This window comes from Flavobacterium sp. N2820 (assembly GCF_025947285.1).
GTDB lineage: Bacteria > Bacteroidota > Bacteroidia > Flavobacteriales > Flavobacteriaceae > Flavobacterium.
The window spans coordinates 2,773,638-2,795,660 of the sequence record NZ_CP110008.1 but is presented as its reverse complement, the minus strand read 5'-3'; the positions used below and the strand labels follow the sequence as shown (position 1 = coordinate 2,795,660).

At 33.0% G+C, this 22,023-nt stretch carries 23 protein-coding genes; 15 read left to right on the top strand and 8 right to left on the bottom strand.

What is annotated here, in order from left to right; genetic code table 11:
* Both OLM52_RS13110 and OLM52_RS13105 read right to left on the bottom strand, forming a co-directional pair.
* Entirely contained in the window at positions 1-1,167 is a 1,167-nt protein-coding gene (locus OLM52_RS13110) for an NADH:ubiquinone reductase (Na(+)-transporting) subunit B (protein WP_264548946.1), read from the bottom strand.
* Positions 1,168-1,172: 5 nt separating this feature from the next.
* Entirely contained in the window at positions 1,173-2,522 is a 1,350-nt protein-coding gene (locus OLM52_RS13105; RefSeq protein ID WP_264548945.1) for a Na(+)-translocating NADH-quinone reductase subunit A, read from the bottom strand.
* A gap of 193 nt (positions 2,523-2,715) precedes the next feature.
* On the opposite strand from OLM52_RS13105, the gene OLM52_RS13100 reads away from it, so the two are divergent.
* The 4 genes from OLM52_RS13100 (at position 2,716) to pruA (ending at position 7,210) form a co-directional block, all read left to right on the top strand.
* Entirely contained in the window at positions 2,716-3,963 is a 1,248-nt protein-coding gene (locus OLM52_RS13100; RefSeq protein WP_264548944.1) for a DUF5103 domain-containing protein, read from the top strand.
* 2 nt (positions 3,964-3,965) lie between these two features.
* Entirely contained in the window at positions 3,966-5,042 is a 1,077-nt protein-coding gene (locus OLM52_RS13095; RefSeq protein ID WP_264548943.1) for a DUF3667 domain-containing protein, read from the top strand.
* A 3-nt stretch (positions 5,043-5,045) separates the two neighbouring features.
* The gene (gene apaG / locus OLM52_RS13090; protein ID WP_264548942.1) at positions 5,046-5,432 is read left to right on the top strand and encodes a Co2+/Mg2+ efflux protein ApaG; all 387 of its coding nucleotides are present in this window, start codon (positions 5,046-5,048) and stop codon (positions 5,430-5,432) included.
* A gap of 152 nt (positions 5,433-5,584) precedes the next feature.
* A complete protein-coding gene (gene pruA, locus OLM52_RS13085; protein WP_264548941.1) occupies positions 5,585-7,210 on the top strand; it encodes an L-glutamate gamma-semialdehyde dehydrogenase in 1,626 nt (541 codons plus the stop codon).
* A 90-nt stretch (positions 7,211-7,300) separates the two neighbouring features.
* On the opposite strand, the gene OLM52_RS13080 is transcribed toward pruA, so the two are convergent.
* Positions 7,301-7,741 (bottom strand): phosphoribosylaminoimidazolesuccinocarboxamide synthase, encoded by a 441-nt coding sequence (locus OLM52_RS13080; RefSeq protein ID WP_264548940.1) that lies wholly within the window; start codon positions 7,739-7,741, stop codon positions 7,301-7,303.
* A gap of 64 nt (positions 7,742-7,805) precedes the next feature.
* Positions 7,806-8,435 (bottom strand): 16S rRNA (guanine(527)-N(7))-methyltransferase RsmG, encoded by a 630-nt coding sequence (gene rsmG / locus OLM52_RS13075; RefSeq protein WP_264548939.1) that lies wholly within the window; start codon positions 8,433-8,435, stop codon positions 7,806-7,808.
* A 108-nt stretch (positions 8,436-8,543) separates the two neighbouring features.
* Between rsmG and OLM52_RS13070 the strand changes: the two genes are divergently transcribed.
* From OLM52_RS13070 to OLM52_RS13060, 3 genes are all read left to right on the top strand, one after another.
* On the top strand, positions 8,544-9,638 hold the full coding sequence (locus OLM52_RS13070) for a fatty acid desaturase family protein (RefSeq protein WP_264548938.1): 1,095 nt from the start codon (positions 8,544-8,546) through the stop codon (positions 9,636-9,638).
* Between the two features lie 58 nt (positions 9,639-9,696).
* Entirely contained in the window at positions 9,697-10,881 is a 1,185-nt protein-coding gene (locus tag OLM52_RS13065) for a pyridoxal phosphate-dependent aminotransferase (protein ID WP_264548937.1), read from the top strand.
* A 169-nt stretch (positions 10,882-11,050) separates the two neighbouring features.
* Complete coding sequence (locus OLM52_RS13060; RefSeq protein ID WP_264548936.1) at positions 11,051-12,922, top strand: peptidase U32 family protein; 1,872 nt, start codon at positions 11,051-11,053, stop codon at positions 12,920-12,922.
* Between the two features lie 128 nt (positions 12,923-13,050).
* Here OLM52_RS13060 and OLM52_RS13055 read toward each other — a convergent pair whose 3' ends face one another.
* On the bottom strand, positions 13,051-13,608 hold the full coding sequence (locus tag OLM52_RS13055) for a sugar O-acetyltransferase (RefSeq protein ID WP_264548935.1): 558 nt from the start codon (positions 13,606-13,608) through the stop codon (positions 13,051-13,053).
* A 69-nt stretch (positions 13,609-13,677) separates the two neighbouring features.
* Between OLM52_RS13055 and OLM52_RS13050 the strand changes: the two genes are divergently transcribed.
* The 8 genes from OLM52_RS13050 to OLM52_RS13015 all read left to right on the top strand — a co-directional run bounded on the left by OLM52_RS13050 (position 13,678) and on the right by OLM52_RS13015 (position 18,125).
* Positions 13,678-14,253, top strand: a complete 576-nt coding sequence (locus OLM52_RS13050; protein WP_264548934.1) for a Crp/Fnr family transcriptional regulator — start codon at positions 13,678-13,680, stop codon at positions 14,251-14,253.
* Between the two features lie 78 nt (positions 14,254-14,331).
* Positions 14,332-15,048: a pirin family protein gene (locus OLM52_RS13045; RefSeq protein ID WP_264548933.1), complete on the top strand. Its 717-nt coding sequence runs from the start codon at positions 14,332-14,334 to the stop codon at positions 15,046-15,048.
* A gap of 8 nt (positions 15,049-15,056) precedes the next feature.
* Entirely contained in the window at positions 15,057-15,341 is a 285-nt protein-coding gene (locus OLM52_RS13040; RefSeq protein WP_264548932.1) for a GNAT family N-acetyltransferase, read from the top strand.
* A gap of 17 nt (positions 15,342-15,358) precedes the next feature.
* Positions 15,359-15,589: a (4Fe-4S)-binding protein gene (locus tag OLM52_RS13035; RefSeq protein ID WP_264548931.1), complete on the top strand. Its 231-nt coding sequence runs from the start codon at positions 15,359-15,361 to the stop codon at positions 15,587-15,589.
* A complete protein-coding gene (locus OLM52_RS13030) occupies positions 15,582-16,112 on the top strand; it encodes an NADPH-dependent FMN reductase (protein WP_264548930.1) in 531 nt (176 codons plus the stop codon). The genes OLM52_RS13035 and OLM52_RS13030 overlap by 8 nt, the downstream gene beginning before the upstream one ends.
* Before the next feature lie 74 nt (positions 16,113-16,186).
* Complete coding sequence (gene fabD / locus OLM52_RS13025) at positions 16,187-17,059, top strand: ACP S-malonyltransferase (protein WP_264548929.1); 873 nt, start codon at positions 16,187-16,189, stop codon at positions 17,057-17,059.
* An 82-nt stretch (positions 17,060-17,141) separates the two neighbouring features.
* A complete protein-coding gene (locus OLM52_RS13020; RefSeq protein ID WP_264548928.1) occupies positions 17,142-17,819 on the top strand; it encodes a peptidoglycan DD-metalloendopeptidase family protein in 678 nt (225 codons plus the stop codon).
* 51 nt (positions 17,820-17,870) lie between these two features.
* Positions 17,871-18,125 (top strand): hypothetical protein, encoded by a 255-nt coding sequence (locus OLM52_RS13015; RefSeq protein ID WP_264548927.1) that lies wholly within the window; start codon positions 17,871-17,873, stop codon positions 18,123-18,125.
* A gap of 40 nt (positions 18,126-18,165) precedes the next feature.
* On the opposite strand, the gene OLM52_RS13010 is transcribed toward OLM52_RS13015, so the two are convergent.
* From OLM52_RS13010 to OLM52_RS13000, 3 genes are all read right to left on the bottom strand, one after another.
* A complete protein-coding gene (locus OLM52_RS13010) occupies positions 18,166-19,632 on the bottom strand; it encodes a hypothetical protein (RefSeq protein WP_264548926.1) in 1,467 nt (488 codons plus the stop codon).
* Positions 19,633-19,721: 89 nt separating this feature from the next.
* Positions 19,722-20,738 carry a UDP-glucose 4-epimerase GalE gene (galE, locus tag OLM52_RS13005; RefSeq protein WP_264548925.1) on the bottom strand — a complete coding sequence of 339 codons (1,017 nt, stop codon included), beginning with the start codon at positions 20,736-20,738 and terminating at the stop codon, positions 19,722-19,724.
* 65 nt (positions 20,739-20,803) lie between these two features.
* Complete coding sequence (locus tag OLM52_RS13000) at positions 20,804-21,931, bottom strand: DegT/DnrJ/EryC1/StrS family aminotransferase (RefSeq protein WP_264548924.1); 1,128 nt, start codon at positions 21,929-21,931, stop codon at positions 20,804-20,806.
* Between the last annotated feature and the right edge of the window lie 92 nt (positions 21,932-22,023).

Sequence of the window (22,023 nt, the reverse complement as noted above, 5' to 3'; positions counted from 1 at the left end):
CTATGCAGATTTTAATTGTTTAGACTTTGCTAATCTTTTCTTTCTCTTAGCAATGTTACCATTAACTACGAAATAATCAATTGTTGGCGCTAAAGTATTCATTAATAGGATAGCCAACATTACTCCTTCTGGATATGCTGGATTGAAAACTCTAATCATAATACTAAAGAATCCTATTAATAAACCGTAGATGATTTTTCCTTTATCAGTTTGAGCCGCAGAAACTGGATCAGTTGCCATGAATACAATACCAAAAGCAAAACCTCCTACTACTAAATGATTTGTCCAATCAAAACTCATTAAAGCGGTTAAACCAACAGCATTGAACATCATTGCTGTTAATGCTGCTCCAATTACTCCAGAAACCATAATTTTCCAACTACCAACACCAGTTGCAATCAAAATAAATGCACCAATTAAGATAGCTAAAACCGAAGTTTCTCCAATTGAACCTGGAATAAAACCTAAGAACATATCCATAGTCGAATAAGCTACTTCTTTTCCTTGTGCTAATGTACCCAAGATAGTTTCTCCTGAAATTGCATCAGTAGTACTTGCCTCACTAACCCAAATTTTATCTCCTGACATGAATGTAGGATAAGCAAAGAATGCGAAAGCACGCGCTAATAAAGCCGGGTTGAAAATATTCATTCCCGTTCCTCCAAAAGCTTCTTTACCTATTACAACTGCAAAAGCAACTGAAATAGCCAACATCCATAAAGGTAAATCAACTGGCATAACCATTGGAATTAACAAACCAGATACTAAATATCCTTCGTTAACTTCGTGACCTCTAAAAATTGCAAAAGCAAACTCAATACCTAATCCTACTGCATATGATACAATAATCATTGGCAATACTTTCCACAATCCGTGTAAAAAGATATCCATAAATGAAGGTAAAACACCATCATTCAATTGAATGAAATGTTGGTAACCTGCATTGTAAATTCCGAATAATAATGCTGGAACTAAAGCTAAAACCACAGTAATCATGGTTCTCTTTAAATCTACAGCATCTCTAATATGAGCACCATGCTTTGTAGTATGATTAGGCACATATAAAAATGTATCTAATGCATTAATTGCAGGTGCAAATTTTTCAAATTTTTGCCCTTTCTCAAAAGGCTTTTTAATTTGGTCTATTTTATCTCTTAAAAACTTCATAGCTATTATCCTACTTCTTTAATCATTAAATCAAGAGCTTCACGAATGATTTGTTGTGCTTCTAATTTAGATGTGTTAGTATAATCAATTAAAGCAAAATCTTCTGGAGCTACTTCATAAATTCCTAAGCTTTCCATTTTATCGATATCACTTGCCAAACAAGCTTTTAATAATTGCATTGGAAAAATATCAAGAGGCATAACTGCTTCCATTTCTCCTGTTACAACTAAAGCTCTTTCTTCACCGTTTAAATTGGTGTTAGGTGCATATTTTTTTCCTGGCATTAACCATGATAATCCTGTTCTTGAAGCACTGTGAACACTTGGCGAAGCAAATGGCATCCAACCAAACATTCTATATGTGTTTCCTTCAGGAATTACAGTTACCGTATTGCTATAGAAACCTAAATTTCCATCCGCTTTAACTTTAGTTCCAGTTAAAACATCTCCAGAAATAATTCTCACATTATCTCCTTTAATTTTACCCGCAACTAAATCAGCGATAGCAGCGCCTGAAATTACATTATAATATTGAGCATCTTTAACTTCAGAACCTGCCAAAGCAACTGTTCTTGTTGCATTGAATTTTCCAGTTAAAAATAATTCACCAATAGTAGCAACATCTTGAGGCGTTATTGTCCAAACTCTCTCACCAGCATTGATTGGCGAAATTTTTGCAATTTGTACACCAACATTTCCAGCAGGATGTGGTCCGTAAACATTGTGAATAGAAACTCCTTTTACATCACTAAAAATCGATTTCCCTTTTCCTTTTACAGATAAATGAACTTTTCCAGTGGTTAGTTTTGCTAAAGCATCAATACCCGCTTGAAAAGCTTGCAACTTGTTTTCTAAAACAAACTCCACATCTGTCGCCAAAGGAGCAGTTGCATAAGTTGAAATAAAAATAGCTTTAGGTGTATCAGCTGAATTAGCAATCACATCATATGGACGTTGATTAATAAATGGCCAACAACCTGAAGCTAACAAATGTGCTTTTACTTCTTCTGTTGATAAATCAGTAGGATTTTTTTTGCTATGCTCAACGTGAACATCTTGAGAATCGGCAGCGATAAGAATTTCCAAAATAACTCTTTTTTCCCCGCGTTTAATCTCTTGAATTTTTCCGCTTACAGGAGCTACAAATTTAACTTTCTCATCTAATTTAGAATAGAAAATTACTTCTCCCGCTTTAACGTTATCGCCTTCTTTTACAACCATTTTTGGAGTTACTCCATGGAAGTCTGAAGGTTTAACAGCATAGACTTTCGAGCGAGCGATGTCAGAAACTTTTTTTTCTGCTTCACCCTTCAGCTTAAGGTCTAAACCTTTTTTAATTCGAATGTCTTTTGACATATTTTTGAAGATATGATTGTTAAAAAATTACTATAAAACGTGCAAATTTAATCAATTAGAACTAACCTGACCAAAATTTAACCTAGTGAATTCTGTTATTTATAACTGTTCTAAATTAAGTTTTATCGATATCTGTAAGAATTTGTATTTATAGCTAAAGTTTTATTATTTTTACACATCTCAATATATCGACATGAACAAAATAATTAGTTTATTTGCCTTACTCTTTTTTAATTTCATCTTTTCACAAGAAGCAATTGAACAAGAACCTCCTTTTAACATCAAAACAATATCGTTTGTTACAAACAATACAAATGTTATTCCTTTTTTTAAACTTGGAGAACCCTTTCAGTTGCAATTTGATGATTTATTCAGTGATGAAGCCGATTATTACTACACCATCAACCAATACAATTATGATTGGTCTGCACCAACAAATCTATCAAAAGCAGAATATTTAAACGGAATGGATAATCAACGTATCATTACCTATGAAAATTCATTCAACACACTGCAGTTGTATTCGCATTACAGACAAGTTTTTCCAAATAAATTTAATCAGATCACTAAAAGTGGTAATTACTTATTTACTGTTCTAAATGATGAAAATGAAGTTGTATTCTCGAGAAAAGTAATCATTTACGAAGAAGAAGTTAGTGTAGGCTTATTAGTGCGTCGTTCAAGAGATTTTGAAGGTTTAGACGAAAAACAAAATATTGAAATGTCTATCAATTATGGAGACAAAATATTACAAAATCCGATTCAGAATGTCAAAGTAACTTTGTTTCAAAATGGAAATTGGAAAACCAGTATTTCTAATTTAAAACCGCAATATACGTTGGGTTCAGAATTAATTTACAGATACAATAAAGAAACACAATTTTGGGGTGGAAACGAAGGATACACAATTGACAACAAAATTATCAGAGCAACTAACAACACTGTTGCAAGAGTAACATCTGGCGACAACATTTACAACACCTATTTATATACCAATACGCCAAGAAAAAACCAACCTTACACCTATTTTCCAGATATTAACGGAAACTTTTTTGTACAAAATGCCAATAGTGCAAATTCTGGAATTGAAGCTGATTATTCATGGGTTTATTTTACATTAGATGCACCAGAATTTTTAGAAGGAAACATTTATGTCTCAGGAATGTTTAGCAATTATGCTTTAACTAATGATTATAAAATGGAATTGAATAAAAAAACTGGTTTATATGAAAAAGCACTTTTAATAAAACAAGGTTTTACAAACTATCAATACATTCTTACCGATAAAAAAGGGGCTATTGATTTCAAAAATGCAATTGATGGCAATTATTTTCAAACCGAGAATAATTATACTGCAATCGTTTATTACAAAGGAAACAACGACAGATACGATAGGGTTATAGGAATTGCTAACACAAACAGCGAGGTTATTCGTAATTAAATATGAATAGGAAAGATAAAAAATACAGAGGTACACAATGCTTAAATTGTGAGACAAAATTAGATATTAGCGAAAAGTTTTGTCATGCTTGTGGCCAATTAAACTCAACAAAAAAACTTACGATTAGTGACTTTATTGAAGAGTTTTTTGCGAATTTTTATGCCTATGATTCAAGATTACGAAATTCAATAATTTCCATTTTCACAAAACCAGGTGTTTTGGCTCGCGAATTCAACGAAGGAAAAAGACATACGTATGCAAACCCGTTTCGTCTGTTTTTGAGTGTTTCTATTATTTTATTTATTACATTTAATTTGACGGAAGGAGGTCCAACAGCAGCAACTGATAAAGCAGAAAAAGAGTTAACTGAAGAACAACTTAAAGAAGAACGAAAACAAGACAGCATTGCAATTGAAAAATTAGCAACCGGTGAAACTAAAAAAAACCTTTTCAAAAAGCTTAGAAATAATAAAATCAAATACAGTTTAGATTCTATTTATACTAAAAAACAATTAAATACAATTTCATTGGGATATGAATATACTTTAGCTTCGTTTAGAAATTTTCACAAAAAATATCCCGAAAAAACCACGGAACAAGCACTAAAAGAATTAGGCTTTGAAAACAAATTAGCTTTTAGAATTTTATATAAAAAATCAAAAGCATTGAAATCAAACGAAATAAATAGTGAAATTATCGACTATTTTTATGAAAAACTTCCTTTCTTTATTTTTCTGTGTTTACCTATATTAACGCTGATGTTTTGGATAGTATACTATTCAAATAAAATTAATTACACAGAACATTTAGTATTTTCATACACTTTTTTTACGTTCATTTTCTTATGCATGATACTTTTTAACTTTATTGATTTAATCAGTACAGATGTATCCGGTTTTTTTGTTGGAATTTCATTTGCATTTCTATTTCCAATATATTTTTACAAATCTTTAAGAAATTTTTATCAACAAGGTCGTTGGAAAACTACTTTAAAATTCATACTTTTGATTCCGTTATTCTTTTTATTCTTAAGCATTTGTGCTTTAGTAATGATGTTTTTAGGAATACTTTTATTTTAATTTATGGTAAGTCAAATTACAAGAGGCATAAAAATTTCAGTTTTAACTAGTTTTGAAGGGACTTACTTCAAGAACTATAAAATTCATTTTGCCTTTACTTATCATGTCTCTATTGAAAACCAAAGCAAAGATTCTGTACAACTAAATTCTCGTCATTGGGAAATTTATGACGCACTGAATAACACAGAAACGGTTGATGGCGAAGGAGTAATTGGCAAAAAACCAGTTATTAAGCCTGGCGAAAACTACACGTATTCATCTGGCTGCTTACTTTCCTCCCCAATTGGGGCTATGAAAGGACATTTCAACATGATAAACTTTACAACTACAAAAAGTTTTAAAGTTGAAATTCCAGCTTTTAAATTAAGTGCACCATTTGCTATTAATTAGTGGTAAATTCATTTTAAATTCCAAATTAAGAATCTTTATCTTAAGTAACTTTTGTTATCGATAATTCAAAATATACTTTGTATTTTTGTATTCATTTACAAATTTTTCGTAAATTGAAGTGCAAAATTGTCTAATTTTCAAAATACAACACCATGTTAAAAGGTTTTTTTAATGTTCCAAAAGCGGTTAACGAACCCGTAAAATCGTATGCACCAGGTTCTCCAGAAAGAGCAACTGTTGCAGCAACTTATACAAAAATGTGGAATTCTCAAGTAGAAGTTCCTTTATATATTGGTAGCGAAGAAATTAAAACGGGTGATACCAAAAAAATGTCAGCACCACATGATCACCAACATATTGTAGGTATTTATCACCAAGCAGATCGAGCATTAGTTGAAAAATCGATAACTTCTGCCTTAGAAGCACGTAAAAAATGGGCAACGATGGCTTGGGAAAACAGAGCTGGAATTTTCTTAAAAGCAGCTGAATTATTAGCAGGTCCATACCGTGCTAAAATTAACGCAGCAACAATGATTGCACAATCAAAAACGATTCATCAAGCAGAAATTGATTCGGCTTGTGAATTGATTGACTTCTTGCGTTACAACGTAGAATTCATGACAAAAATATACGCAGACCAACCAGCGTCAACATCAGATATGTGGAACCGTGTTGAGTACAGACCTTTAGAAGGATTTGTATATGCAATTACACCTTTCAACTTTACAGCTATTGCAGGAAATTTACCTTCAAGTGCTGCTTTGATGGGTAATGTTGTGGTTTGGAAACCAGCAGCAACACAAGTATATTCTGCTAATGTAATTATGCAAGTTTTTAAAGAAGCTGGTTTACCAGATGGTGTTATCAACATGGTAATGGGTGATTCTGGAATGGTATCCGATGTAATTTTATCAAATCCTCATTTAGCTGGAGTTCACTTTACAGGTTCGACTGGCGTTTTCAATGACATTTGGAAAACTATCGGAAACAATATTTCAACTTATAAAACCTACCCAAGAATCGTTGGTGAAACCGGTGGAAAAGATTTTATCATCGCACATCCATCTGCAAATCCAGCACAAGTTGCAGTAGGAATTGCGCGAGGTGCTTTTGAATTTCAAGGACAAAAATGTAGCGCAGCTTCTCGTGTTTATGTACCACAAAGTTTGTGGCCAGCGATTCAAGCTAAATTAGAAGCCGATTTAAAATCGATGAAAATGGGGTCGCCAGAAGATATGAGTAATTTTATTACGGCTGTAATTTCAGAAACTTCATTTGACAAATTAGCACGTTACATTGACCAAGCTAAAAAAGATAGTGATGCCGAAGTAATCATTGGTGGAAACTATGATAAATCAAAAGGTTATTTCATTGAACCAACTGTTATCTTAACTACAAATCCAAAATACTCCACTATGGAAACCGAATTATTCGGACCAGTAGTTACAATTTATATTTACGAAGACGCAAAATGGTCTGAAACATTAAAATTAGTTGACGAAACTTCAGAATACGCTTTAACAGGCGCGGTATTTAGCCAATGTCGTTACGCAGTGGAAGAAGCAACCGTTGCGTTACAAAATGCAGCAGGAAACTTCTACATCAACGACAAACCAACAGGTGCAGTGGTAGGAATGCAACCATTTGGAGGTGCAAGAGGTTCTGGAACTAACGATAAAGCAGGTTCATCTCAAAACTTATTGCGTTGGGCATCTGTTAGAACGATTAAAGAAACATTTGTAACACCAGAAGACTATAAATATCCGTTTTTAGGATAATTCAAAGTACTAAGTGTTAAGTACGATGCACAAATAAAAAACCCGATTTTCAGTTGAAAATCGGGTTTTTTATTTTGTATTGTTTACAAATTATAACAACTTTTCAGCTTTCATAATTTGTAAAGCTTTTTTAGTTTCAGATTCACCATTATCTAATGATCCAGGCAATAAAATCAATCTAGTTTTCAAATTTCCATTCTCATCTTCAAAAATAACTTCGAATCTTGAGCGAGTCGCTCCAAACTTAGCATCATAAAATTTTACTTCTTTAATTTTATTTCTCTCTATAATTGGAGTTGCTGAAAAATTTAAACTTTGCTTGATTTTGAATAACAAATAAATTGCGAAAAAACTATTAAATAGAAACGTAGCAATTTTATTCTCTTGAAAAGCTTTAAAAGCAAAAAAGAATAAAAAAAGAACTATTACTGAATAAATAACCAAAATCCTTGAAATACTATTTCCAACAAAGAACTCAGAAAATTTACCAACAGCACCATCTCGCGTCAAAATGATTTTATCTGATAACATTTGACAAAAACCTGATTTAGTTCTAAATGTATTTTCTTGTTCCATAAAATATTTTCTGAAATTCTTATTTCTTATACTTCAACGGCAAATGCACCACCTTCTTGGTTTCAAAAAACTCATCTGAAAAGAAATCTGATAAATTATATTCTGTAGCTTTTGGAAAAGCTGCCAATTCTTCGGTTAAATCGCCACCTTTTAAATATAAAATTCCGTTTGCCAATTCGTGGTTTTGCTTTTTGGAAACTTTATCATCTACCCAATTCACAAAATCAGGCATATTGGTTACAGCTCGACTTACAATGAAATCAAATTCTTGTTTCACCAATTCGGCACGTTTTTGTTCCGCTTTTACATTTTTTAAACCTAACCCTGAAGCAACTTCATTAACCACTTTAATTTTTTTCGCAATCACGTCAATCAAGTAAAAATCAACTTCAGGAAATAAAATCGCTAATGGAATTCCAGGAAAACCTCCTCCGGTTCCCACATCCATAATTTTTGAACCTGGTCTAAATTCGATAATTTTAGCAATTCCTAACGAATGTAAAACGTGTCTAGTATATAACTCATCAATGTCTTTTCTTGAAATCACATTAATTTTTGCATTCCAATCTTCATATAGCGATTGCAATTTTTGAAACTGAAGCACTTGATTATCAGTTAAATCAGGAAATTGTCTTAAAATCTCTTCCATTCGTTAAATTTTACACAAAAATACGCTTTTTGGTGAATAAAAAATGTGGAATATCACAAATGAAAAAATTATAATAATTATCTTTGGCAAAATTAGAATACAAAATTTATGAGTACTACATCGCCTATTTTCTCAAAAGAAGATAATCTGAAGTTTTTCAGAACATTAAATAAAAGAGTAAACGATTATTTCAAAGAAAATAAAATTGACAAAACAGGAAACTGGAAACTTCACTTGAAAACTATCGTGATGTTTGGTCTTTTTCTAACACCCTATTTCTTTTTATTAGCTATGGACATGCCTTTTTGGGCCTATTTATTGCTTAATGTAGTCATTGGAATTGGCATGGCTGGAGTAGGAATGAATGTTATGCACGATGGTAATCACGGCGCATATTCAACTAAATCTTGGGTAAATAAATTAATGGGCGGAAGTATTTATATTTTAGCTGGAAACGTATACAACTGGCAAGTACAACACAATGTTTTACATCATACATATACGAACATTATTGGTCATGATGAAGATTTAGAAGCAGGAAGAATTTTACGTTTTTCAAAAACTGCTAAATGGTACAGCCATCACAGATTTCAACATTATTATTCTGTTTTCTTATATGGTTTATTAACCTTCAATTGGGCAATCACTACCGATTTTCTTCAAATGAAACGCTACTTAAAAAGAAACTTATCGTATGGAGAATTTAAAAAACCAGCTATTCGTTGGACCACTTTAGTGATTACTAAGGTAATTTACTTCTCAATCTGGTTGGTTTTACCAATGGTTTTAGGAATTGATTGGTGGTTAGTTTTACTTGGATTCATCGTAATGCATTATACCGCTGGATTAATTTTAAGTGTCGTATTCCAATTAGCACACGTTGTAGAAGATACAGTAAATCCAATTCCAGATGAAAACGGAGAAATCGAAAACACTTGGGCAATTCATCAATTATTTACTACGGCTAACTTTGCTCCAAAAAACTGGATTGTAAATTATTATACTGGCGGATTAAATCACCAAATTGAACACCATATTTTCCCAAATATAAGCCATGTCCATTATGACAAAATTGCAGAAATTGTAAAACAAACTGCAGCTGAATGTAATTTACCATATCACGAGTTTAAAACTACTCGAGCGGCAATTGCATCTCACTTCAAACATTTGAGAGAATTAGGAAGAAAACCACAATTAGCATAATAAACAGAGAGACGCGAGGAATCGCGTCTTTTGTATTAACTATAATAACTAACACACAATGAACCCGTTATCGGATAGAATCAACAATTTAGCTGTTTCGCAAACTTTAGCAATGGCAGCTTTAGCAAGAGAATTAAAAGCACAAGGAAAAGACATTATTAGCCTTAGTTTAGGAGAACCGGATTTCAATACTCCTGAATTCATTAAAGAAGCTGCAAAAAAAGCTATCGATGAAAACTACAGTACATACACACCTGTTGAAGGGTACTTAGAGTTGAAAGAAGCCATTTGTAAAAAATTCAAAAGAGATAATAATTTAGAGTATAAACCCTCACAAATTGTTGTTTCTACAGGAGCTAAACAATCGTTATACAACATTGCACAAGTAATGCTAAACGATGGTGATGAAGTAATTCTTCCTGCTCCTTATTGGGTTTCATATTTCGAAATCATCAAACTTTCTGGCGGAGTTCCTGTAGAAGTTCCTACTTCTGTCGAAAGCGATTTCAAAATTACACCCGAACAATTAGAAGCGGCCATCACACCAAAAACTAAAATGATGTGGTTTAGCTCACCTTGTAACCCAAGTGGTTCGGTTTATAATCGTGAGGAGTTAACTGCTTTAGCTAAAGTATTAGAAAAACATCCACATGTATATGTGGTTTCTGATGAAATCTACGAACATATTAACTTTTCAGGAACATTTTGCAGTATTGGTTCTATTCCAGGAATGTTAGAAAGAACAATAACGGTGAATGGTGTTGCAAAAGCATTCGCAATGACAGGTTGGAGAATTGGATATATCGGAGCGCCAGAATTTATCGCAAAAGCATGTACAAAAATTCAAGGACAAGTTACTTCAGGAGCAAATTCTATTGCCCAAAGAGCTACTATAACCGCTGTTGAAGCAGATCCAAGCGTATTAAACGAAATGGTTTCAGCATTCAAAAATCGTAGAGATTTAGTAGTTGGATTAGTAAAACAAATTCCGGGATTTAAATTAAATGTTCCTGAAGGAGCGTTTTATGTTTTCCCAGATGTATCTTACTATTTTGGAAAAACTGTCAAAGGAACCGAAATTAAAAACGCAACAGACTTTTCTATGTTCTTATTAGCAGAAGCAAATGTTGCAACCGTAACAGGTGATGCTTTTGGAAATCCAAATTGTATTCGTTTCTCTTACGCAACAAGCGAAGCTTTATTAACAGAAGCGATGAGAAGAATCAAAGAAGCGGTTTCTTAAATCATATACAAATACATATTAGCACGAATTGATTTATTAAATTAGATGAATTCGTGTTTTTTTATGCTTAAAATTCAAAAAAAGCCAACTTGAATTAGAAATCTCCAATTTTTTATAAGAACTTTGCACACTTCTTATCGGCAAAACCCGAATAATTAACGTTTTACAAATGAAGAAAAAGATTGAAATATTAGCTCCTGCAAAAGATTTAATTCAAGGAATTGCTGCCATAAATAGTGGTGCCGATGCCGTTTATATTGGTGCTCCTTTATATGGTGCACGATCTAATGCAACTAATTCCGTGGAAGATATTGCCGAATTGGTAAAATATGCGCACTTGTTTAACGCTCAAGTTTTTGTGGTTATTAACACGATTTTATATGATAACGAGTTGGAAAACTGTCGTCAACTGATTTGGAAATTGTATGATATTGGAGTCGACGCTTTAATCATTCAAGATATGGCAATCATGGAAATGGAATTGCCTCCAATTGTCCTTCATGCCAGTACGCAAGCCAATAATCGTGATGCTGATAAAATTAAATTCTTAGCGGATGCCGGAATCAAACGTGTAGTTTTAGCACGTGAATTAAACTTGCACCAAATCAAAGAAATCAGTGAAGCTTCAGATGTTGAATTAGAATTCTTCGTAACGGGCGCATTATGTGTTTCGTTTAGCGGAAATTGTTATATGAGTGTTGCCAATGGTGAACGTTCTGCAAATCGAGGTTCTTGCGCACAAAATTGTCGTTTACCTTATAATTTAATTGATGGAAATGGCGACACTTTAATCAAAAACAGCCACTTACTTTCGATAAAAGATTTTGATGTTTCGAACCAAATTCCAAATTTAGTTGAAGCCGGAATTGTTTCTTTCAAAATCGAAGGTCGTTTGAAAGATATCGTTTATGTAAAAAACAATGTTTCTTATTTACGTCAAAAATTAGATAGCTTCTTAAACGAAAATAGCGATAAATATACCAAAGCTTCTTCTGGAAAATGCACGTATTTATTTGATTCATCGTTAGACAAAAGTTTCAATCGTGGTTATACAGATTATTTTGTAAACGAAAGACATCAAGCGATTGGTTCTTGGGAAAGTCCAAAATCTAAAGGCCAATACATTGGAAAACTGATTAAAACCGTTGGAAATTCATACGAAATTGAAAATGGCGAGTTATTAAATAATGGTGACGGTTTGTGTTTTATTAACGAAAACAACGAAGCCGAAGGAATTTATGTCAACCGTGCAGAAAACGGAATCGTCTATCCAAACGTATTGAAAGAAATTAAAGAAGGTACTTTCATCTATAGAAATAACGATGCCGCTTTCATTAAATTAGTAGAAAGAGAAGACAGTGCGGTTCGTAAAATCAGTACAACTTTAGTATTAAAAGAAAACGAAAATGGTTTTGAATTAATTGCAACTGACGAAGATGGAAATGTAAGCGTAGTAAGTTTGGTTCACCCGAAAGAGCCAACAAAAAACAACGAATCTTTAGCAGAAAACTTCAAAATCAACTTAGCAAAAACCGGATTTACACCGTATACAGCTGATGAAATTACCATTGAATTTTCTGGAAATTGGTTTCTTCCAATTTCAAAAATCAATGAAATGCGAAGAACAGTTTACGAACAATTATCAGAAATTCGCTTGAAAAATTATGTTCGCAAAGAACACCAATTGGTAAAAACATCGCACCCTTATCCAGAAACGAAATTGGATTTTATGTACAATGTTGCCAATAAAACTGCTCGTAAATTTTACGAACGTCATGGTGTAACCGAAATTGAAAAAGCGTTCGAATTGCAATGGGATCCTGGAAAATCTCGTGTAATGACCACCAAATATTGCATCAAATACGAATTGGAACGTTGCCCAAAATACCATCGTGAAAACATGGACAAAAAACTAAAAGAACCTTTAGTTTTAAAACAAGGCGAATTGGAATACAAACTAAAATTCAATTGTAAACCTTGCGAAATGGAAATTTGGGAAAAAGATGCCGAATTCGAAATTGAAGAAGATCATTTTCATTAATCGATTATTGTCAATCTGAACTTGTTTACTTCGTCAATTCGCAAGCTCGGGTCAGATTCTCGATTCATATCTCATCTTTGAGATGCTGAAACGAGTTCAGCATGACAAACAAATTTACATCGGTTTTTTTATTCATTTAATTTTTTAATCACTTTCGCAGGATTTCCAACGGCTAATGAATTTGCAGGAATATCTTTGGTCACAACTGAACCCGCGCCAATTGTACAACCATCACCAATTGTGACACCCGGACAAATTATAGCATTTCCTCCTATCCAGCAATCATTGCCAATAGAAACCGGTTTTGCAAATTCTGTTTTTCTTCTTTCCACTGCATTTGTGGAATGCGTTGCAGTGTAAATATGAACCCCTGGCCCAATGAATACGTTGTTACCAATACTAACTTTTGCGGTATCTAAAACAACACAATTCACATTGAAATAAACCATTTCGCCCAAATGAATATTATACCCATAATCACAATGAAATGGTGGTTCAATATATATTCTTTTATGTGCATTAGGCAATAATTCTCGAAGAATAGTGCGTGCATTTCCGTTCATTAAATATTCGGTGATATTTAATTTATGTAGTAGTTTTTTTGCTTTCACTCGTTCTAAAACCAACTCTTTATCATTGGAAAAATAATTTTCTCCCGAAAGCATTTTCTCTTTTTCGGTTTTCATTTCTACTTTTTTTCAAATATACCATTTCTTTAAAATGAGAAGTTAAAATTGTTTTGTATTTTTGAACTTATGCAATCTATTTTACAAAATATCGCCAAACACGTTGCTTTGACTATTGATGAAGAACGCTTATTCTTGTCTAAAACCGAAACTAAACAATTCAAAGCCAAAACCATTTTATTGAGTTCGGGCGAAATTGCTAATTGCACATATTTTGTAAATTCTGGTATTTTAAGAAGTTTCAATATCAACGATAATATTATTGAACACGTATTACATTTTGCTTGCGAAGGTTGGTGGATTGGTGATATGTATAGTTATATTTCGGAAAAACCTGGCAATCTTTTTATAGAAGTTTTAGAAGATGCCGAAGTAGTGATTATTACTAAAGAAAACCAAGAAATTCTTTATCAAGAAATCCCGAAATTAGAACGTTTTTTCAGAATATTAGCCGAAAATTCATTGGTTTCCCATCAAGAGCGATTAATGGATAATTTGAGTTTAACCGCCGATGAACGTTTTGAAAAATTCTGTTCTAAATATCCTACCTTAATTCAAAAAGTACCACAAAAACATATTGCCTCTTACATTGGGGTAACTCCTGAGTTTTTTAGCAAAATGAAAGCGCGATTGCTGAAGAAATAATTTCTTAATCTAGGTTAAGTGCTCTTTCCTATTCATCAGTGTAAATTTGTATCATAATAATTACTAAATTTATACATTATGAAAAATATCGTTTTACACAAAGCAGATTCAAGAGGCCATGCAGATCATGGATGGTTAAATGCATATCATAGTTTTAGTTTTGCAAGTTGGTACAATCCTGATAGAGTACAATTTGGAATGTTGCGCGTTTTAAACGACGATACCGTTGCAGCAGGAATGGGTTTTGGAACACATCCGCACGATAATATGGAAATTATCACCATTCCGCTAGAAGGCGATTTAGCTCATAAAGACAGTATGGGAAATGCCGCAACTATCAAAACAGGAGATGTGCAAGTAATGAGTGCTGGAACCGGAATTCAACACAGCGAATTCAATCCAAATCCTGACCAACACACAAAATTGTTTCAAATTTGGTTGTTTCCAAAATATAGAAATGTGGAACCTCGTTACCAACAAATTACATTAGACCAATCTTTACAAAAAAATGATTTTGCGCAAATCTTATCTCCAAATGCAGACGACGAAGGTGTTTGGATTCATCAAGATGCTTGGTTTTATTTGAGTGATTTTGACAACGGTTTTTCAAAAAAATTAAGTTTGAAAAAAGAAGGAAACGGATTTTATATCATGAATATTGAAGGTGAAATTGAAGTAAATGGCGAAAAACTAGAAAGAAGAGATGCAATTGGGATTTGGGCAACCAATGAAATTGAAATCAAGGCGAATTCAAATGCGAAGTTTTTAGTGATGGAAATTCCGATGGAACAATAATTACAACTATGAACGACGAAGTACAACTAAAAATCAATGATAAAAACGGAGCTTTTTACATTGAAGTAAATGGAAAACAAGAGTCTTTGATGACTTTTGTTTTTGCTGGCGAAGATAAAATCATCATCGACCACACTGAAGTTAATCCTGGAAATGAAGGAAAAGGTTTTGGTAAAAAAATGGTGACCAAAGCGGTGGAATTTGCTCGAAAAAAAGGCATCAAAATTATTCCGCTTTGTCCGTTTGCCAAAAGTGTTTTTGATAAAACTCCCGAATTTAGAGACGTATTATAAATCTAAACCAAATAGTTATGGATCCAAAAGACATTAAAAAAGAATATACAAATGGTGAAGTAACCATTGTATGGCAATCTGGAAAGTGTACGCATTCTGCCAATTGCGTTAAAAATAATCCTGCTGTTTTTAAACCAAAAGAACAACCTTGGATTACTCCCGATAATTCAACGACAGAAAAAATTATTGAAACCGTAAACAAATGTCCTTCTGGTGCTTTAACATACTATCTAAACAAAAATGACTAAAAAAATCATCGCTTTTGGAGCTTCATCGAGCAAGTCTTCCATTAATAAACAATTAGCTTCTTATACCGCTAATCAATTTCAAAATGTTTCTGTAGAAATTTTAGATTTAAACGATTATGAAATGCCTGTTTTTTCGGTAGATAAACAAGCTGAGAATGGTATTCATCCATTAGCTCAAGAGTTTTATGCAAAAATTGGAAGTGCAGATTTAATCGTGATTTCGTTTGCTGAACATAATGGAAATTTTTCGTCAGCATTTAAAAACATATTAGATTGGTCTTCTCGAATAAACGCTAAAACTTTTCAAGAAAAACCAATGTTGTTATTAGCTACTTCACCTGGAGCTCGTGGTGGAAGTTCGGTTTTAGATATTGCTACTAAACGCTTTCCATTTCAAGGTGGAATTGTAAAAGGAAGTTTTTCATTGCCAAGTTTCAACGATAATTTTGATGCTGAAAAAGGAATCACAAACGAGGAATTAAAAAATCAATTATTGGAAATTGTAAATTCAATCGAATTCTAATAAAAATGTTATTTTTGCTAAAGTTTTGAGTCCTACTTTTAAACTCATAAACCTTAAACTTTTAAACCAAAAACATGAAAGCATACGTATTTCCAGGTCAAGGAGCACAATTCTCAGGAATGGGAAAAGATTTATATGAAAATTCAGCAGTAGCAAAAGAATTATTCGAAAGAGCAAATGAAATATTAGGTTTTAGAATTACAGACATCATGTTTGAAGGAACAGCAGAAGAATTAAAAGAGACTAAAGTTACTCAACCAGCTGTTTTTTTACATTCGGTAATCTTAGCCAAAACGTTAGAAGATTTTAAACCTGAAATGGTTGCTGGTCATTCATTAGGCGAATTTTCTGCTTTAGTAGCCAATGGTGCATTATCATTTGAAGATGGATTAAAATTGGTTTCACAAAGAGCAATTGCTATGCAAAAAGCCTGTGAAATTAAACCGTCAACAATGGCTGCGGTTTTAAATTTAGAGGATAAAATTGTAGAAGATATTTGTGCTTCGATTGATGGCGTTGTGGTAGCTGCAAATTACAACTGTCCGGGTCAATTAGTAATTTCTGGAGAATACAAAGCAGTAGAATTAGCTTGCGAAAAAATGAAAGAAGCTGGTGCGAAACGTGCATTAATTTTACCTGTTGGAGGTGCTTTTCACTCTCCAATGATGGAACCAGCAAGAGAAGAATTAGCAGCAGCTATTGAAGCAACCACTTTTTCTACTCCAATTTGTCCCGTATATCAAAATGTAACAGCAAGCGCGGTTTCTGATGCGAATGAAATCAAGAAAAACTTAATCATACAATTGACCGCTCCTGTAAAATGGACGCAATCGGTACAACAAATGATAAAAGATGGCGCAACAAGTTTCACAGAAGTTGGTCCAGGAAAAGTTTTAGTAGGATTGGTCAATAAAATTGATAAAGAAGTCGAAACAATTTCGGCTTAATCATCAACAAAACACAAAATTATCCTCATGAACAATAGTTTGTGAGGATTTTTTATATTTGAATAATAGACGAACTATACACATGACTAAAATTCTTGAAATATTACACTCAATTCAATGCGCAAAAGTTATTGCTCCAGAAATTGATTATACAAAATATATTCCTTTAGATTTATCGGTTTCAAATACTGAATTGCAATATATCAAATTAGAAACCGCTTCTGATTATGAAATTTTTATTCAAAATCATTTAGACAAATACAAAGGAAAAATAGCTTTTGGAGGCTATATAGAAACTCGAAATTTATATAAAAGAAGTACCGTTTTTAAGAACAACACTTCAGACGAACGTAACATTCATATTGGATTGGATTTATGGATTAACGAACCCGCAACAATTCATGCAGCCTTAGACGGTAAAATACACAGTTTTCAAAACAATACAGCTTTAGGTGATTATGGTCCAACCATAATTTTGGAACATGAAGTAGAAGAAATTAAATTTCATACACTTTATGGTCATTTAAGTGAAGCTAGTTTGATTGGTAAAAAAGTAGGTAATGTGGTAAGGAAAGGAGAGCAAATTGCCACTTTAGGCTTACCTCCTATTAATGGTGATTATGCACCACATTTACATTTTCAACTCATTTTTGATATGGAGAAAAAAAAGGGAGATTATCCTGGTGTTTGCAATGAAAAAATGCTTCATTTTTATAAAAGCAACTGTCCTGATCCAAATTTACTCCTCAAAATAGCTTGATGAATTTGGCATTAATTTTGTAACTTTATTTTCTATAAAAACAATTTGACCATGAAAAAAATTTTTTTAGGAATTGCCTTAGTAACCGTTTTGTTATCTTGTAAAGAAGAAACTAAAGAAAAAGTAAAAGAAGCATCAGAAGCTGTTGGAGCCGATTTAAAACAAGCAGCAGATTCAGCAACAGTAAAAGCTAAAAAAGCAATTGATTCTTCAAAAGTAGGTGAAAAAGCAAAAACCATTATTGCCAAAGGTGCTGAAAAAGTAGAAGAAGGCGCAAAAAAGGTAAAAGAATCTGTTGAAGATTAATAAAAAATCCCAAGTAGAATTTAACTGCTTGGGATTTTTATTACTTCGTTTCTATTTCATATTTTTTCTCAACTGCTTTTTCTTGGTTTAGTTTTTTTGGCCCTATTGGAAATCTAACATCAACATGTTTTGACTCAATCGTTCCATCTTTTGCAATAACATCAGCTCTATTAGCTACCATGTTCCATGAGAAAGAAACATTGGATTTTCCATTTTGCAATTCTTTTACCTTAAAACCATTTTTTGTTTTTTCTGTAACATAAACTCCGTTACAATCGCCTTCCAATTGGACAAAAACTTTCATTGGGTGGTTTTCATCAACAAATATATGATCACTCATTAATTCATCAATCTGAACATACGCCTCTCCATTTACTAATTTTCCAATTCCAAAATCCTCAAATAAAATTTCTGGTGTTTCTGTAGCGTGCAGAATTCGATTATTTCCTTGTCTATCTTCTACCATAGTAGATAATGATCCACCTCCCAAAACTTTATATGATGTATTATTATTTCGAGCTCCAACAAAAACGTAATCTGTAGTTGAAGTATTTGCATCAAAATATCCACCATACGTAACATCTCTTCTTGCTGCACTTCCTCCAGTAAAATAATTCACATCCTTACCAGCAATTCTTGCAAAAGGACCATTACTCGTTCCTAAATTATCATCTTGATCATATTCAAAATAAGCAGCATTATAATCTACTCCATTTCCCTTACCCACGCCCCTTACGTGCAACCCTGTAGTTCCTTGACCTGATACACCAACCGATTCACCAGGCAATTCTGTAAAAGTTGTTCGACCTGCAACCCCAAGAACTCCCATAACAGTTGAAGAAGCATTAGCTGCTAAATTAGCACTTATCCCTATCACACCTCTGCCTCCATTAGCGTCTAAATTACCCCCATCAATTACAAACTGTGTGTCTGAGGCGTTTAAAGCTCGTATGGTTCGTGGTGAGTTATTACTGTTAACAAACAAGCCTACTTGAGTGGCACCAGCATTAATGGTGGTTAATGTATTTGCTATTGGTGTGGTGTTGGTTCCAATAACAACCTGACCATCGCTTTCAATTGTTAAGCGATTTGTATTATTTGTTCTGATTTGAAAATTTCTATTATCTGTAGTCCCTAAAAAATTAGTTCCATTTGTTGTTCCTGCATTTCCAGTTAGAGACCAATCTTGACTTAACGAAAGAGGATTTGATTTTAAAGCTATCCATTCAGTACCTGACCAATAATAGAATCCAGGGGAAACCGCAGTTATTCCAGCTCCAGTAGTCGCCGTATTGAAAACCAAAACACCTGTAGCAATAGGTGCGGGACCTACAGGTGCAACAATATTTGTAGCAGTTAGCGCTACTCTAGGAATTAATAATCCCTTAGAACTACTTTCAATTTGCAATTCAACACCATTAAGAATGTTGGTTGTACCAATTCCAACTTGAGAAAAAGTATTTAAAGCAAATAAGAAACTTGTTACCAATAGTAATGTCTTTTTCATAATCTGTGAGTTTTAATTACTTGCAGTTACGAAAAGAATAAAGTATTGGTTTTTTTTCTATTTAAAAAAAAAGAATTTTTAACTATTGTTTACTGATTTCTGATTTTTTGCTCCCATTTCCATGCACTTGATAAAGCTTCTTCTAATGTAGATTGTGCTTTCCATCCTAAAACAGAATTAGCTTTATCTGTATTGGCAAAAGCAGTAGTAATATCTCCTTCTCTTCTTCCAACAATTTGATAATTTAATTTTTTTTTAGCAACTTTTTCAAAAGCAGTTATAACTTCTAAAACCGAACTTCCCGTTCCTGTTCCTAAATTAAACGTTTCTACTTTTTCTAAGTTTTGCTTCTTTAACAAACGTTGTAAAGCTATAACATGTGCTTTAGCCAAATCTACTACGTGAATATAATCACGAATAGCCGTTCCGTCGGGTGTTGGATAATCGCTACCATAAACCGATAGCTTTTCACGAAGTCCAAAAGCAGTTTGCGTAATGAACGGAACTAAATTTTGAGGAACACCTAAAGGCAATTCACCTATTTCAGCCGAAGGATGTGCTCCAATTGGATTAAAATAGCGCAATAAAATGGAATTGATATTGGTTACTTTAGTAACATCTGTAATAATTTCTTCACCTATTTGCTTTGTATTTCCATAAGGTGACATCGCAGTTTGAATAGGTGCATTTTCAGTAATTGGCATTTTTTCGGCTTGACCGTAAACTGTACAAGACGAACTAAAAATGAAATGCGCTTCTGGCTTTTTTTGTAATTCTTGAAGTAAATACACTAAAGAATTGATATTGTTTTCATAATACAATAGCGGATTTTCAACACTTTCACCCACCGCTTTTGAAGCAGCAAAATGAATAACCCCCGAAATATCTTGGTGTTTTGAAAAGAAATTTTGAACAGCCGATTTATCTCTCAAATCGATATTTTCAAACAGAGGTTTTTTTCCTGTAATACGCTCAATACCATCCAAAACATCAATAGATGAATTCGAAAGATTATCAATAGCAATTACTTCAAAACCTTCATTTTGTAATTCGACAACTGTGTGGGAACCTATAAATCCTAAACCACCTGTAACTAATATCTTCATTTTTTAGTTTTCAGTCACAGTCGCAGTAAACAGTAACTGAGACTGAATACTGAGACTGAACACTATTATACGTATTCTAAAACTGCGTCAGTGATAAATTTAATTTGTTCATCATCTAATTCTGTATGCATTGGCAATGCAATTACTTCTTTTACCAATTGATTAGTAACTGGAAAATCAGCTTCATTATAACGAGCATCTGCATACGCTTTTTGACTGTGTAATGGAATTGGGTAATAAATCGCACAAGGAATTCCTTTTGCTTGTAAATGTTCTAACAACCCATCGCGTTTTCCGTTTAAAATACGAATTACATATTGATGAAATACATGACAATCACAAGATTCACAAATCGTTGGCACCCAAATATTCGAATTTTGAGCTAAAGCCAAACTGTATTTTCTTGCAGCATCTTGGCGTGCTTTATTGTAAGTATCTAAATGTGGTAATTTTGCTTTCAAAACTCCAGCTTGCATACTATCTAAACGGGAATTTACACCTACTACATCATGATGATATCTTTCATACATTCCATGGTTTACAATTCCTCTTATTTTATGTGCTAATGCATCATCATTGGTAAAAATCGCTCCACCATCGCCATAACAACCTAAGTTTTTAGAAGGAAAAAATGAAGTAGCCGCTACATGACCAATAGTTCCTACTTTCTTTTTAGAACCATCTTTTGAAGTGTAATCTGCTCCAATAGCTTGTGCATTATCTTCGATCACATATAAATTGTGTTCTTGAGCAATTTCCATAATCGCATCCATATTAGCAGCTCTTCCAAACAAATGAACCGGAACAATTGCTTTTGTTTTTGGTGTAATGGCTTTACGAATTCCGTCAAGGGAAATGTTCATATTGTTCATATCAACATCTACTAAAACGGGAGTTAATTGTAGCAAAGCAATCACTTCAACTGTAGCTGCGAATGTAAAATCGGCAGTAATTACCTCATCACCAGGTTGTAAATCCAATCCCATCATGGCTATTTGTAACGCATCTGTTCCGTTAGCACATGGGATTACATGTTTAACTCCCAAATATTTTTCTAAATCTGCCTGAAATTGGTGAACTAATGGTCCATTAATGTATGTATTCGTATCTAAAACCTCTTGAATAGAAGCATTTACTTCTTCTTTTATTTTTTCATATTGACTTTTTAAGTCAACCATTTGTAATTTTCTCATAATTGAAATTTTCTGTTAGCAAAATTACTAATTATCTTTTGATGTAGTTTTTTTTCTGTTTAAAAAATAAAGAAATAAACAAACTATTATAG